This window comes from Lentzea pudingi (assembly GCF_014646255.1).
In the GTDB taxonomy this organism is placed as follows: domain Bacteria; phylum Actinomycetota; class Actinomycetes; order Mycobacteriales; family Pseudonocardiaceae; genus Lentzea; species Lentzea pudingi.
The window spans coordinates 417517-432100 of the sequence record NZ_BMNC01000002.1 but is presented as its reverse complement, the minus strand read 5'-3'; the positions used below and the strand labels follow the sequence as shown (position 1 = coordinate 432100).

At 70.0% G+C, this 14584-nt stretch carries 12 protein-coding genes; 7 read left to right on the top strand and 5 right to left on the bottom strand.

Annotation, left to right across the window (positions count from 1 at the left end; translation table 11 throughout):
* The first annotated feature begins 183 nt into the window (after positions 1 to 183).
* The 3 genes from IEY88_RS07910 (at position 184) to IEY88_RS07900 (ending at position 5365) form a co-directional block, all read left to right on the top strand.
* The gene (locus tag IEY88_RS07910) at positions 184 to 1776 is read left to right on the top strand and encodes a serine/threonine-protein kinase (protein ID WP_229693172.1); all 1593 of its coding nucleotides are present in this window, start codon (positions 184 to 186) and stop codon (positions 1774 to 1776) included.
* 167 nt (positions 1777 to 1943) lie between these two features.
* Entirely contained in the window at positions 1944 to 4532 is a 2589-nt protein-coding gene (gene glgP / locus IEY88_RS07905) for an alpha-glucan family phosphorylase (RefSeq protein WP_189153951.1), read from the top strand.
* Positions 4533 to 4828: 296 nt separating this feature from the next.
* Positions 4829 to 5365 (top strand): hypothetical protein, encoded by a 537-nt coding sequence (locus IEY88_RS07900; RefSeq protein ID WP_189153950.1) that lies wholly within the window; start codon positions 4829 to 4831, stop codon positions 5363 to 5365.
* 120 nt (positions 5366 to 5485) lie between these two features.
* On the opposite strand, the gene IEY88_RS07895 is transcribed toward IEY88_RS07900, so the two are convergent.
* From IEY88_RS07895 to glgX, 4 genes are all read right to left on the bottom strand, one after another.
* Positions 5486 to 6607: a hypothetical protein gene (locus IEY88_RS07895; RefSeq protein WP_189153949.1), complete on the bottom strand. Its 1122-nt coding sequence runs from the start codon at positions 6605 to 6607 to the stop codon at positions 5486 to 5488.
* Between the two features lie 40 nt (positions 6608 to 6647).
* A complete protein-coding gene (locus IEY88_RS07890; protein WP_189153948.1) occupies positions 6648 to 7037 on the bottom strand; it encodes a rhodanese-like domain-containing protein in 390 nt (129 codons plus the stop codon).
* On the bottom strand, positions 7034 to 7621 hold the full coding sequence (locus IEY88_RS07885; protein ID WP_189153947.1) for a cysteine dioxygenase: 588 nt from the start codon (positions 7619 to 7621) through the stop codon (positions 7034 to 7036). The genes IEY88_RS07890 and IEY88_RS07885 overlap by 4 nt, the downstream gene beginning before the upstream one ends.
* A gap of 242 nt (positions 7622 to 7863) precedes the next feature.
* Complete coding sequence (glgX, locus tag IEY88_RS07880) at positions 7864 to 9978, bottom strand: glycogen debranching protein GlgX (protein WP_189153946.1); 2115 nt, start codon at positions 9976 to 9978, stop codon at positions 7864 to 7866.
* Between the two features lie 89 nt (positions 9979 to 10067).
* Between glgX and IEY88_RS07875 the strand changes: the two genes are divergently transcribed.
* From IEY88_RS07875 to IEY88_RS07860, 4 genes are all read left to right on the top strand, one after another.
* The gene (locus IEY88_RS07875) at positions 10068 to 10910 is read left to right on the top strand and encodes an ABC transporter ATP-binding protein (RefSeq protein WP_189153945.1); all 843 of its coding nucleotides are present in this window, start codon (positions 10068 to 10070) and stop codon (positions 10908 to 10910) included.
* Between the two features lie 180 nt (positions 10911 to 11090).
* Positions 11091 to 11870: an enoyl-CoA hydratase/isomerase family protein gene (locus tag IEY88_RS07870; protein ID WP_189153944.1), complete on the top strand. Its 780-nt coding sequence runs from the start codon at positions 11091 to 11093 to the stop codon at positions 11868 to 11870.
* Positions 11860 to 12816 carry a class I SAM-dependent methyltransferase gene (locus IEY88_RS07865; protein ID WP_189153943.1) on the top strand — a complete coding sequence of 319 codons (957 nt, stop codon included), beginning with the start codon at positions 11860 to 11862 and terminating at the stop codon, positions 12814 to 12816. Before IEY88_RS07870 ends, IEY88_RS07865 begins: the two co-directional genes overlap by 11 nt.
* Positions 12817 to 13977, top strand: a complete 1161-nt coding sequence (locus IEY88_RS07860; RefSeq protein WP_189153942.1) for a THUMP-like domain-containing protein — start codon at positions 12817 to 12819, stop codon at positions 13975 to 13977.
* Here the strand turns inward: IEY88_RS07860 and IEY88_RS07855 are convergent.
* Positions 13936 to 14523: a TetR/AcrR family transcriptional regulator gene (locus IEY88_RS07855; RefSeq protein WP_189153941.1), complete on the bottom strand. Its 588-nt coding sequence runs from the start codon at positions 14521 to 14523 to the stop codon at positions 13936 to 13938. The genes IEY88_RS07860 and IEY88_RS07855 overlap by 42 nt on opposite strands.
* Between the last annotated feature and the right edge of the window lie 61 nt (positions 14524 to 14584).

Genomic DNA, 14584 nt, shown 5'->3' with positions numbered 1-14584 from the left:
CGGGCATATGGGGGCGGGGGGCCCACGCCGCGAGGTGCCCTGCTGAGCGTCGGGAAACACGGCGAAGATTGTGGTCCACACACAGGGTCTCTCGGCCACGATCCCGGCATGTGGCGTCCTTCTGATTGGACACTTCGCGTACAACTCACCGTGTTACGCACGCGCTACGGGTACCGTGCGCGCGTGAACAAGCTTGGCGGTCGCTACGTCCTGCTCGATCAGCTCGGCGCCGGTGCCATGGGTGTCGTGTGGCGTGCACGCGACGAGTTCCTGCACCGTGACGTTGCGGTCAAGCAGCTGCTTCTCAACGATGTCGAGTCGAACGAGTTCCACGAGGCCGTGCAGCGCGCCATGCGTGAAGGCCGCATCGCCGCGCGCCTGCAGCACCCGAACGCGATCGCGGTCTACGACGTCGTGGTCGAGGACGACGGCAAGCCCTGTCTCGTCATGGAGTATTTGCCGTCCCGCAACCTCTCGTCGATCCTGTCCGAGCGCGGCACGATGGCGCCGGTGGAGGCCGCCCGGATCGGGTCGCTGGCCGCCGCCGCGCTGGCCGCCGCCCACGGCGCCGGGATCGTGCACCGCGACATCAAGCCCGGCAACGTCCTCATTGGACGTGACGGCACGGTGAAGATCACCGACTTCGGCATCTCGCGCGCTTTGGGCGACGTGGCCGTGACGAAGACCGGGATGCTCGCCGGCACGCCCGCGTACCTGGCGCCGGAGCTGGCCCGCGGTGCCGAGCCCGCGCCACCCTCGGACGTGTTCTCGCTCGGCGCGACGATCTACGCGATGACCGAGGGCGAGCCGCCGTTCGGCAAGAGCACGAACGACCTGGGCCTGCTCTACAAGGTCGCCCGCGGCGAGACCCGCCCGCCGATGCGCTCGGGCCCGCTCACCGGCCTGCTGACGAGGCTGCTGGCGAACGAGCCGTCGCAGCGCCCGACCGCCGCGCAGGCCGCCGAGGAGCTGAAGGCGATCGCGTCCGGAGCCCCGGTCCCGGTCACCCGCGTGATCCCGCCGCGCCCGATGACGCCGCCGGCCGGCACCGCCGTGATGGGGGCGGCGGGCCCTGGCACGCAGACCCCGCGCCCGATGCCGGCCCAGCAGGCCCCCCGCACCCGCCCGCCGGCGCCGTTGCCCGCGACCTACGACGACGACTACGACAACTACGAGCCCGAACCGGAACCGAAGAAGAACCGGGGCCTCGTGGTCGCGGCCGCGATCCTCGGCGTGCTCCTGGTCAGCGGCCTCATCTACGCGATCGCCACGATGGGCGGCGGTGGCGACGGGGACAGGACGGCCGGCTCCAACTCGACCACGCCGAAGGCCACCTCGCAGACCCAGGACCCCACCTACGAACAGCCGACGACCAACGCCCCCACGAAGACGACCGAGAAGCAGACGCCGTCGTCCAAGCCGAACCCGACGACGACCACGAAGCCGCCGGCCACCAAGTTCACCCCGGCCCAGGTCACCCAGTTCGTGAAGCAGCACTACGCGAAGCTGCCGGGCAACGTCCCCGGTGCCCGCGCCGACTGGGACCAGAACCAGGCCCCCAGCGAGGCGGGGGAGAAGGAGTTCTGGGGCAGGTACTCGAAGGTCGTGGTCAAGGAAGGCCCGCTGACCCAGGCCGACGACGACGGCACGTTCACGGTCACGACGGCGCTGGAACTGACCGAGAAAGAGTCGAACTCCGCCAAGGTCGCGGAGCACGTCCTCACGATCTCGGGCAAGGGCGACCGGCTGCTGATCACCGGCGAGGAGAGGAACTGACCGCGAACCGGACGGGCGGGACGTTCAGTGCAGAATGGACGAAGGGCCCGAGCAGTACATCGTGGCTGCTCACGGCGCTTCCCCGTCTTGACCGGTTCTGCAAGTCGTTGCAGGTGTGACCGGGAACGTTGTCAGGCACTCAGGGGTGGCAGGTAAGTTCGCTCGTCATGCGAGCACTTCGCCGGTTCACCGTCCGAGCCAGCCTGCCGGAGCCCCTGTCCGCGCTGAGCACGCTCGCCACCAACCTGCGCTGGACGTGGCACCCGCCCACGCAGGACCTCTTCGCCTCGATCGACCCCCGCGTCTGGTCCGAGGTCGGTGGCGACCCGTTGCGCCTGCTCTCCGTCGTCGACGCGAGCAAGCTGGAACACCTCGCGAGAGACGAGCAGTTCCTGCTCAAGCTCCACGCGCTCGCGACCGACCTGGAGCGGTACGTCCGAGGTCCGCGCTGGTACCAGCGCCGGCAGGACGAGATCACCCAGCGGCGTGAGCACGGGGCGCCCGACACGCCGTTGCCCACGAGCGTCGCGTACTTCTCGATGGAGTTCGGCGTGCACGAGGCGCTGCCGAACTACTCGGGTGGTCTCGGCATCCTCGCGGGCGACCACCTCAAGGCGGCCTCTGACCTGGGCGTTCCGCTGATCGCGGTCGGTCTGCTCTACCGGTCCGGGTACTTCCGGCAGTCGCTGTCGCTCGACGGCTGGCAGATCGAGCACTACCCGACGCTCGACCCGCGCGGGTTGCCGCTGGAGCTGCTGACCGAGCCGTCCGGGCTGCCGCTGCTCGTGCACGTGGCGATGCCGGGCGACCGGACGCTCCGCGCGAAGATCTGGAAGGCGCAGGTCGGGCGCATCCCGTTGCTGCTGCTCGACTCGGACGTGGAGCAGAACGACGAGGACCTGCGCGGCGTCACCGACAGGCTCTACGGCGGCGACCAGAACCACCGCATCCGCCAGGAGATCCTCGCGGGCATCGGCGGCGTGCGCGCCGTGCGGACGTTCTGCGAGCTCACCGGCCACGCGCAGCCCGAGGTGTTCCACACCAACGAGGGCCACGCCGGGTTCCTCGGCCTCGAGCGGATCCGCGAGTACATCACCAACGACGGTCTCGACTTCGACCAGGCGCTCACGGCCTCGCGCGCCGGTGCGGTCTTCACGACGCACACGCCCGTGCCCGCCGGCATCGACCGCTTCCCGGTCGACCTGGTCCAGCACTACTTCGGCGCCGAGAACCTGGTGCCGGGCGTGAACACCCAGCGCATCCTCGCGCTCGGGGCCGAGGACAACCCCGGCATGTTCAACATGGCCCACATGGGCCTGCGGCTCGCCCAGCGCGCGAACGGTGTGTCCAAACTGCACGGTGAGGTCAGCCGGGACATGTTCCGCGGCCTCTGGCCGGGCTTCGACGCCACCGAGGTGCCGATCGGCTCGGTCACCAACGGCGTGCACGGGCCGACGTGGGCCGCGACCGAGATGAGCAAGCTGCTCGGAGCGTCCGAAGCGGACAGCCACACCGGCAACGGCCTGGGCATCGGCGCGTTCGAGCCGGTCACCGACACCGGCCTGTGGGAGATCAGGAGCACCCTGCGCGGCCGGCTGGTCGACGAGGTGCGCCGCCGGGTGCGCGAGTCGTGGCTGCAGCGCGGCGCGTCGGCGCTGGAGCTGGGCTGGACCGACTCGGTCTTCGACCCCAGCGTGCTGACCGTGGGCTTCGCACGGCGCGTGCCGACGTACAAGCGCCTCACACTGATGCTGCGCGACCCGGAGCGGCTGCGTTCGCTGCTGCTGCACCCCGAACGGCCCGTGCAGCTCGTCGTGGCGGGCAAGTCGCACCCGGCGGATGACGGCGGCAAGGCGTTGATCCAGCAGATCGTGCGCTACGCCGACGAGGCGGGCGTGCGGCACCGGATCGTGTTCCTGCCGGACTACGACATGTCCATGGCCCGGTACCTGTACTGGGGCTGCGACGTGTGGCTGAACAACCCGATGCGCCCCCTCGAAGCGTGCGGCACGTCCGGCATGAAGGCGGCGTTGAACGGCGGCCTCAACCTGTCCATCCGCGACGGTTGGTGGGACGAGCTGTACGACGGCTCCAACGGCTGGGCCATCCCGACCGCCGACGGCGTCAACGACCCGGTCCGCCGCGACGACCTGGAGGCGAACGCGCTGTACGACCTGCTCGGTTCGCAGGTCGCGCCGCTGTTCTACGACCGCGGCGAGGACGGCGTGCCGACCCGCTGGATGTCCATGGTCCGGCACACGCTGGCCTCGCTCGGCCCGGTCGTGCAGGCCTCGCGCATGGTCCGCGAGTACGTCGAGACGTACTACGCGCCGGCCGCCGCGTCCGCGCAGAACGTCGTCGGTGAGGGCTACCGGGGTGCCAAGGAGCTCTCCTCGTACCGGCACCGGCTGCGCGCCTCGTGGACTCGGGTGCGGGTGCTCGACAGCGACCTGGTGATCAGCGGTTCCTCGGTGCCGGTGCTCGGTGCGCCGGTCATCGTGCGGGCGCGGGTCGAGCTGGCCGGGCTGGAGCCGTCCGAAGTGGACGTCCAGGTCGTGCTGGGCAAGGTGTCGCACGACTCCGACGAGCTCAAGGACATCGTGTCGTCGCCCATGAACTACGCGGGCAACGGCAACTACGAGGCCGAGGTGCCGTTGCCGCACGCCGGAGCGCTCGGCTACACCGTGCGCGTGCTGCCGCGTCACGGCCTGCTGGCGACGCCCGCGGAACTCGGCAGGGTCGTTCTGGCTGGTTGATCGCTTCACCAGATCCACGCAGGGCATCCGGTTCGTCTGCAAACGACGAGCTGGATGCCCTGATGTGTTCGTCTTCCTGCTTGCCTGTTCACTGCTCGTGACATGCCGCAGGCATGTACCCCCACTTCCCTTTCGCTCAAACGAATGACCCCTTTTTCGAGTGGGTGAATTCGTGATCTCCGCTGGTAGAGGGGCCTGTGCAGGCTTACGCTCTTCGGCATGGAATGAACCGCCCGGGAATCCTTTCGGTATTCCGGTGTGGCTCCGCTGAATTGCGCATGAGGAAGAAGGTAGCCGTGAAGAAAACGATTACCGCACTCTCGCTCGTTGCAGCTCTGTTCACCGCCTCGACCATTCCGGCTGCCACTGCGTCGCCCGCCGCGCCAGAGCTCCCGGCCGCCTGCGCGGGTCTCGTCACGGACCTCGCCGGAAAGCTCAAGCAGGCCATCGGCAGCCTCCTGCCCGTGCCCAACACGGGCGCTCTGACACCGTTGATCGGTGACCTCCTCGGCATCGTGACAGCGCTGCAGAACGCCGGATGCCTCCCGACACCCCCGGTGAGCGCGCCAGGCGTACCGATACCGGCGAAGGCCGCCGAGTACGCGGGTCCGGCCGACCAGTGCCTGCCGGTCGTGCTGAACCTGATCTCGGGCATCGCTGGCCTGGGCGGCACCGTCCTCGGCGCCGCGCCACCGGACGTCGCCAAGATCACCGAAATGCTGAAGGCGTTGCTCAAGACCGTGCAGGACCTGTTGAGCAAGTGCGGCCTGCCGGCGCCTCCCGGCGGCCTGCCCGCACTGCCCGGCCTGCCGGTGCCGGTCCAGCAGAGCTGATCCGTTCGCGGGGTGTGAAAGGGCCCGTCACCGGTCTCGGTGACGGGCCCCTTTCGCGCGTCCGGGAAATGTCTTTTGAATCGCGCGCGACGATTCACCCGGTTCCCGAGCTGATGCCAGTCAGCCGATCTCCAGACGGGCGCGGGTCGCCGCCACCCGCGGACTCCAGCCCGCGAGCTCGTGCGCCTCGGCCGCGAGCTCGCGGGCCTTCGCGTTGTCGCCGTCCACCATCCACGCCCGCGCGATCGTGATCAGGTCGTCCGCGCGGCCCTGCGCGTTCTCGCTCGACTCGGCGGAGTAGCCCGCGAGCTGCCTGGCGTTCGTGGTGTCGCCCTCGATCAACGCCATGATCGCCAGCGTCCCGTACGCCCTGGGCTTGGGATATCCGGCTTGGTAGGCGTTGTCGAACATGCTGCGCGCGGTCTCCAGCCCGACCTCCGCCGGGAACTGGCCCGCCTCGACCGCCAGCACAGCCACCCCGGCGGTCGTGGCCATGACGAACGCCAGGTCGCGCGTGCTCAGGTCGTCGCGTCCGGTCAGCCCGATCACCACCTGAAGCGCCTCGAGGTACCGCTCGCGCGCACACGACGTCACGACCTTCAGCCCGACGACGGTGAGCAGGTCGGGGTGCTCCTCGGCCAGCACGGCGTGGATCCGCTCGGCCTCGTCGAGGTCACCGCGCCGGTAGGCGTCCATGCCGGCGAGCACGCGGGGCCGCGCCTCCAGTTCGGCGAGCGGCCGCCCGGTCATCCTCGGCAGGCTGAACACGAACCAGCCCAGGCTGGTGTGGCCGGCCTTCTGGACCGGCACGAGCTGCCACAGGAGGCAGGCGGTGGCGGCGAGCGCCATGCCCCTGCCGAACGACGAACCGGTGGCGAGCCACGTCAGGGCCGCGACCGCCGCGCAGAAGACGATCGCGAACGCCCCGGTCAGGACCTCCCGACGGCGCACGCCGGGCTTCAGGCCGGTGACCCCGACCGTCGCGAGCACCGGGATGGAGCGCAGCACGAGCCGCTGGTGCGTCCACGTCCACGACTTGAGCTCACTGCCGACGCCGATGATCACGTGGGTGATCCGGAGTCCGAAGAGGACGGCGCCGAGCGCCAGACCCGCCTGCGCCGCGGTCAGTTCCACGACCAGGCCCACCAGCGCTCCGGCGAGGCCGAGGTGGGGCTCGGGGAGGGTCCAGGCGATCGTGCCGGCCACCACGAGTGCCGTCACGACCCAGCGCACAACTGTCACGATCACCAGACGTTACCGGTGGGACGGCGGTTCCCCGGGCTCACACCACGGGCTGTGTGCCGCCCTCGCGGATCGGCAGTCCGGCGGCGCGCCAGCCGCGGAACCCGCCGACGAGGTCCGTCGCGCGGGGCAGCCCGACCCGCTGCAGGTCCCTGGCCGCGAGCGACGACGAGTAGCCCTCGTTGCACACCACGACCACGGTCGTGTCGGCGGTGAAGCCCGGCAGCCGCCAGTCGCCTGCCGGGTCGAGCCGCCACTCCAGCACGATCCGCTCGACCACGACGGAGTTCTCGATCTCGCCCTCGGCCAGCCGGTTGTGGGCAGGCCGGATGTCCACGACGAGCACGTCCTCCAAGCCGAGCACCTCGTGCGGTTCCAGCCGATCGAGATGGGAACGCGCCTCTTCGAGGATGGTGTCGAGCTTGCTCACGGGCCCTCCAGGTCGGCTCGCCGGCGCAGTTCGGCCAGCGGCAGGCGTTGCGCGGGCAGTGGCGGGATCGAGTCGGGGATGTCGTGCAGCGACGCGTACTCGCGGGTCGGCACGAGCGGCGGCGAGTAGGCGTGCACGGTGGCGGCCGGCGCCTCGAACGGGTTCAGCACCTGGTGCGCGCGTCCGGACCCGAAGCCCAGCGCGTCCCCGGTGTCGCGCACCGCGGACCGGATCGGCCCGGCGGGGTAGCGGTAGTCCTCCCGCAGCCTGCCGGTCAGCACCGTGAAGGACCCGGCTGAACCGCCGTGGTCGTGCGGCTCGGTGCCCTGGCCCGGCAGCCACGACAGCAGCCACAGCTCGACGCCCTCGGTCAGCCCCAGCCGCGCCCACCAGCGGCGTTCGGGCGAGTAGTCGAGGATCTGGAGCAGCCCCGTGGTCAGCTCGCTCGCCACGAACGAGGTGAGGTCGCGCAGCTCGCGCGGCGTCCACAGGTCGCGCGACGGGTGGATCACGTCACGCAGCAGCTGGCTGTCCAGCACCGGGTGGAGGTCGAATTGATCTTGCTGTGCATATGTCGAAGTCACGCACTCGCTCCAAGGGCCGCGTCGGTACGGGTAGCGATCTAGACGCGACGCCGGGCGCTTGTGTCAGCGCGTGCGTCGCGTCGAGCTACACCCGCACGACGCCACGAGTACGAGGTCGATCGTGCGGTCCGTCCAGCAGTAGACGACCACGAGCGTGATGGTGCCAGACGCACTCAGAGTGTGGCTAGAGCGTCCATTTGCCGGAAGAACCTCGGACACAGAGTCAAGCAACCGCAAGGAGTTCAGCGCGGGATGCGGAGCAGCAACAACGAGCGCGCGGGAACGCTGAGCTTCGCGCGCGGCGCGAGAGAGCCCGGGTTCGCGGGGGAGCCGTCGGCCGTCGTCGTGTCGAGGAACGGCTCGTACGACGGCCCGTAGCGCTCGTGCGGCAGCGTCACGTCGATGGCCTCGGCTCCCGCGTGCATCAGCATCAGCCACGAGTCGTCGGACACGAGCTCACCCTCCCGTGTGCGCGAGAGGCAGTTCGAGCCGTCGATGAACATGCCGAGCGTGCGGCGGCCCTCGTCGAACCAGTCCGTCTCGGCCATCTCCTGCCCGTCCGGCCGGAACCACACCAGGTCCGTGTTGCCGCTGGGCGTCGCGCGGCCCTCGAAGAACTCGGGCTGCCGCAACGCGGGCGACGACGCGCGCAGGTCGATCAGCCGCTGCGTGAACCCCAGCAACGCCTCGCCCGCGTCGCTGGTCGTCCAGTCGACCCACGACACCTCGTTGTCGAGGCAGTACGGGTTGTTGTTGCCACCCTGGGTGCGCCACATCTCGTCGCCCGCCGTCATCATCGGCGTGCCGGTCGACAGCAGCAGCGTCGAGAGCAGGTTCCGCGCCTGCTTCGCCCGCAGCGCGAGGATCTCCGGATCGGACGTCTCACCCTCGACGCCGTGGTTCCACGACCGGTTGTCGTTCGTGCCGTCGCGGTTCTCCTCGCCGTTCTCCTCGTTGTGCTTGTCGTTGTACGACACCATGTCCCGCAGCGTGAAGCCGTCGTGCGCGGTGATGAAGTTGATCGACTGCCACGGCCGCCGCAGGTCGTCCGCGTACAGGTCGCTCGACCCCGAGAGCCGGTACGCGAGGTCGCGCACGGACGTGTGGCCGCGCCAGAAGTCCCTGACCGTGTCGCGATAACGGCCGTTCCACTCGGCCCACTGCATGCCGAAGTCGCCGACCCGGTACCCGTCGCCCGTCGCGTCCCACGGCTCGGCGATCAGCTTGGCCCTGCACAGCACCGGGTCCGTCGTGATGGCCGTGAGCAGCGCGCTGTCGCGGTCGAAGAACCCGCCGCCCGGCCTGCCCATGGTCGAGGCGAGGTCGAACCGGAACCCGTCGACGCCCATCTCGTCCGCCCAGTACCGCAGCGAGTCGGTGACCAGGCGCACGACCTGCGGCGACCCGGCGTCGAGCGTGTTGCCGCAGCCCGTGATGTCGACCGTGCTGCCACCACCGGCGTGCAGGTAGTACCCCGGCGCGTCGTAGCCGCGGAAGCAGATCGTCGGCCCGCCGGGCCCGCCCTCGCAGGTGTGGTTGTAGACGACGTCGATCAGCACCTCGATGTTCGCCGCGTGCAGCGCCGCGACCATCGTGCGGAACTCCTGGATCTCGTTGCCCGGCTCGCTCGCGTACGCGGCGTGCGGCGCGCAGTAGCCCAGCGGCGAGTAGCCCCAGTAGTTGCTCGAGCCCCGGCTCAGCAGCGAGGGCTCGTCCTGGAACGCCTGCACCGGGAGCAGTTCGACGCTCGTGACGCCGAGCCGGGTGAGGTGCTCGATCGCCGCCGGGTGCGCGAGGCCCAGGTACGTGCCGCGCAGCTTCTCCGGGATCTCCGGGTGGCGCTTCGTGAAGCCCTTGACGTGCATCTCGTAGATGACCGCCTCTTCGAACGGCACGTCGGGCTTCACCCCCGTGTCCGCGCCGCCCGGTGAGCTGACGACGGAGAGCGGGACGCTGCCGAGCGAGTCGATCGCGGACGGCGGGCCGTGCATCGGGTCGCCGACGTACCCGAGCGAGGCCTCCAGGTTCGTGATACCGCCCTCGATCTGCCGCGCGTACGGGTCGACCAGCAGCTTCGCCGGGTTGCAGCGCAGCCCGCGGCCCGCGTCGTACGGGCCGTGGACCCGGAACCCGTAGCGCTGGCCGGGTGTGACGCCGGGCACGAGGCCGTGCCAGACGCCGAACGTCCGTTCGGTCAGCTCGACCCGTTTCTCGGTGCCGTCGTCGTCGACGAGGCAGACCTCGACCGCGTCGGCGACGTGGGACGTCACCGCGAAGCGGACGCCGCCTGCCTCGGCGTGCGCCCCCAGCGGGAACGGTCGGCCTGCCAGCACCTCGGACTCGGGTCGAGTAGCCATGCCTCCGATCTTGGCATCTGACACCGACAGAGAACTTGAGAGTTCACACAGGCGGCGCAGCGCTGTCACCCGGCGTGAGGGACACCCCGATGAGTGGTCGGTGGGAGGCCGTTCGGAAGAATGGGGGCGTGGCGGACGTCGACGTGACAGATCTGGTCGTGCACATGGCGGGCGTGTCGGTCCGCCGCGGCAAGAACACGCTGGTCGGAAACATCGACTGGAGCGTGGAACTGGATGAGCGCTGGGTGGTGCTGGGCCCGAACGGTGCCGGCAAGACCACCCTGCTACGGCTCTCCAGCGCCGACCTGCACCCGACCAAGGGCAAGGTCCACCTCCTGGGTGAACGCCTGGGCAAAACGGACGTCCAGGAGCTCAAGCCCCGGATCGGCCTCTGCTCCGCGGCGCTCGGCGGCCGCATCCCGCCCGACGAGACGGTCGTCGACCTGGTCGTCTCCGCCGGCTACGCGGTGCTCGGCCGCTGGCGCGAGGAGTACGGCAAGCAGGACACGGACCGCGCCCGCGAGCTGCTGGCCACCCTCGGCATGGACCACCTGGCCGACCGCCTCTACGGCACGCTGAGCGAGGGCGAGCGCAAGCGCACGCTGATCGCCCGCGCGTTGATGACCGACCCCGAGATGCTGCTGCTCGACGAGCCCGCCGCGGGCCTCGACCTGGGCGGCCGCGAGGACCTGGTCGCGAAGCTCTCCGAGCTGGCGCTCGACCCGGACGCGCCCGCGATGGTGCTGGTCACGCACCACGTCGAGGAGATCCCGCCCGGTTTCACGCACGCGCTGCTGCTGCGCGAGGGTTCGATCGTGGCGCAGGGGCTCCTCGACGACACCCTCACCGAGGAGAACCTCTCGAAGACGTTCGGTCAGGACCTGGAGCTGCAGAAAGCGGGAGACCGCTTCTTCGCCCGCCGCAAGGTCTGACAAGCTACTGCTAGGTAACGTGAGGGCAGCCGGACTGAACCGCGAGTTCGCGTCGGTCGTCCGGTCGCCTCTTCGGGTCAACCGCCGGAGGCGATTCGGGCCGAAGCGGGGGCCGGATGACCGACTTCCCGGCGAACTCGCCGCCGCCTGCGGAGCAGCGGCCAAAGATACGGAGGCACAGTGGCTGAGTTCGTGAGGCTGGAAGTCGAGGACGGGATCGGGACGATCCGCCTGGAGCGGCCGCCGATGAACGCCCTGAACCGGCAGGTGCAGACCGAGCTCCAGGCCGCCGCGAAGGAGGCCTCGGAGCGTTCGGACGTCTACGCGGTCATCGTCTACGGCGGCGAGAAGGTCTTCGCGGCCGGCGCGGACGTCAAGGAGTTCGCGCAGATCTCCCACGCCGAGATGACGCTGCGGGCCAAGGGCCTGTCGGACGCCCTTGGCGCGCTGGCCTCGGTGCCGAAGCCGACCGTCGCCGCCATCACGGGCTACGCGCTCGGTGGCGGGTTCGAGGTCGCGCTCGGCTGCGACCGCCGCATCGCCGGTGACAACGCGAAGGTCGGCCAGCCCGAGATCCTGCTCGGCCTGATCCCCGGCGGTGGCGGCACGCAGCGCCTCGCCCGGCTGATCGGTCCGTCGAAGACCAAGGACCTGCTCTACACCGGCCGGTTCGTCGGTGCCCAGGAGGCGCTCGAGCTCGGCATGGTGGACGAGGTCGTGGCGCCGGACGACGTGTACGCCGCGGCCGTGCGGTGGGCCAAGCAGTTCGTGAACGGCCCGGTGCTCGCCCTGGCGGCGACGAAGGCGGCCGTCGACGGTGGCCTCGACACCGACCTGGAGTCGGGTCTCAAGCTCGAAAGCCACCTCTTCGCGGCCCTGTTCGCGACGGAGGACAAGAAGAACGGCGTGGAGTCGTTCATCGCGAACGGTCCCGGAAAGGCGAAGTTCAGTGGCAACTGATCCGGCACCGAACCCGCACGCGACCGCGGAAGAGGTCGAGGCGGCCTACAAGGACACCAAGCTCGCGCAGGTGCTCTACCACGACTGGGAAGCGGGCACGTACGACGAGAAGTGGTCAATCTCCTACGACGAGCGCTGCATCACCTACGCGACGGACCGCTTCCGCGCCGCCGCCGGTGACGTCGGACCGTACGAGCACGCGCTGGAACTGGGCTGCGGCACCGGCTTCTTCCTGCTGAACCTGATGCAGGGCGGGGTGATCGAGAAGGGCTCGGTCACCGACCTGTCTCCCGGCATGGTCGAGGTCGCGCTGCGCAACGCCGAGCACCTCGGCCTGGACGTCGACGGCCGCGTCGCCGACGCCGAGCGGATCCCGTACGACGACAACACGTTCGACCTCGTCGTCGGTCACGCGGTGCTGCACCACATCCCGGACGTCGAGTCGGCGATGCGCGAGGTGCTGCGGGTGCTGAAGCCCGGCGGCAAGTTCGTGTTCGCGGGCGACCCGACGAACATCGGCAACTTCTACGCCCGCAAGCTCGGCCAGGCGACGTGGTGGCTCACCACCAACCTCACCAAGGCCGTGCCGGTGCTGGGCGAGTGGCGCCGTCCGCAGGAGGAGCTCGACGAGTCCTCCCGCGCGGCCGCTCTCGAGGCCGTCGTCGACCTGCACACGTTCGACCCGGACCAGTTGGAGGCCACCGCTCGTCGCGCCGGTGCCGTCGGCGTTCGCGCGGTGACGGACGAGCTGTCCGCGGCTCTGTTCGGCTGGCCGGTGCGCACGTTCGAAGCAGCCGTACCGCGCGAGAAGCTGGGCTTCGGGTGGGCGATGTTCGCCTACCGCACCTGGCAGAACCTCTCGTGGGTCGACCAGAACGTGCTCTCGAAGGTGCTGCCGCGCGAGGTGTTCTACAACGTGGCGATCACCGGCAAGAAGTCTGCGTAAGTGGGCTACGCGTTCACCACGGCCGACGTGGCGTTCCTGCGCTCTGCCGCCGGAACCGCCGCGCTCGCCGAGGTGGACGCGTTGCCCTTCTCGGACGCCTCCCGGTTGCGCGACGTCGAGACGGCTCGCAAGTCCCTCGGCCCGTCGTTCGCCCCGGTCGTGGAAACCGTGCTGCTGCGGCGTCGCGCGGTGTCCAAACTGGACTCCGCCGCGTCCTGGCTCTTCACCGACGACGCGCTGCAGCAGGCCACGGCGTCCGCGGTGGCCCGGCATCGCGCCCTGCGGTTCGTCGGCCGATCGGTCCACGACGTCACGTGTTCGGTCGGTGCTGACCTCTTCGCGTTGAGCGAGGTGGCCTCCGTCTGCCTCGGCTCCGACCTCGACCCGGTGCGCCTCGCCATGGCGCGCACCAACGTTCCGGGTGGGCTGGTCGTCCAGGCCGACGCCTTGCGACCCGTGTCGCGTGCTTCCGCCGTGACCGCCGACCCGGCCCGCCGTGACTCGTCCGGCCGCCGCAAGTGGAACCCGTCGGACTTCGTGCCGCCGCTGGACGAGCTGTCCGAGGTCTACGCGGGCGTCGACCTCGCGGTGAAGTGCGCGCCCGGCATCGACTTCGCCGTCGCGCCGTGGGCCGCCGAGATCGAGGTCGTGTCGCTGGACGGTGCCGTCCGCGAAGCCTGCCTGTGGACGCGAGGCCTTGCCACACCAGGGGTTTCGCGCCGGGCCTCTGTCTTGCACGGGTCGTCGTCGTGGACCCTGACGGACGCCGAACCCGACGACTGCCCGGTGGCTGCTCCCGGCGAGTGGCTCATCGACCCGGACGGCGCGGTCGTGCGGGCCGGCCTGGTGCGCCACTACGCGGCGCGGCACGGGTTGTGGCAGCTCGACGAGCGCATCGCGTACCTGAGCGGTTCGGAACCTCCTGCGGGAATCCGGGCGTTCCGCGTGCTCGAACATGGGCATTACACGGAGAAGTCGCTCAAGTCGTTGCTGAAGACGCGCTCGATCGGCCGGCTGGAGATCCTGGTGCGCGGCCTGGACGTCGACCCGAACACGATGCGCAAACGCCTGAAGCTCTCCGGCCCCGGCTCGGCGACGGTCGTGCTGACGCGGATCGGCTCAAGGCCGGTCTTCGTCCTGTGTGAGGCTGAGCGCACCTAGCAGCAGGTCGAGGCGCAGGTCGTCGAGTTCCGGCCGCAGCCTTCCGCCCTGCACGAGCGTCGCGATGCCGTGCAGCGAGCTCCAGAACACCTCGGTCAGCGCGTCCAGGTCCCGTTCGCCGTGGACGGGTTCGACCGCGGCGACCAGCTCCCCGAACGCGTCGAGCAGTTCCTGCGGCACCTCGCTCGTGCCCCACGGCAGGTCGACCTGCTGCACGAACATCGCGTCGTAGAGCGCAGGCCTCTCTCTCGCGAACTTGAGATACGCCTCCGCTGCCGCCCTCAGCCGTGACTCCCCACGCGAGGGGCGGGCTTTCCGCAGCAGCCGCGCCAGTTCGCCGCTGCCCTGGACCGCGACCGCGCGCACGATCGCGTCCTTGCCCTTGAAGTGGCTGTAGAGCACCGGCTGGCTGTACTCGACCTTCTCGGCGAGCCTGCGCGTGGTGACCGCGTCCCAGCCCTCCGCCTCGGCCAGCTCCCGAGCGGCGTCGATGATCAGCTGATGGCGTTCGGCCCGCTCGCGCTCACGCCGGTTCTGGATGGTCACGCCAAAGAATCTAGCACTGCTAGACATTCGAGCGCTCGTAGTGTTAGCGTCGCTCTAGTCG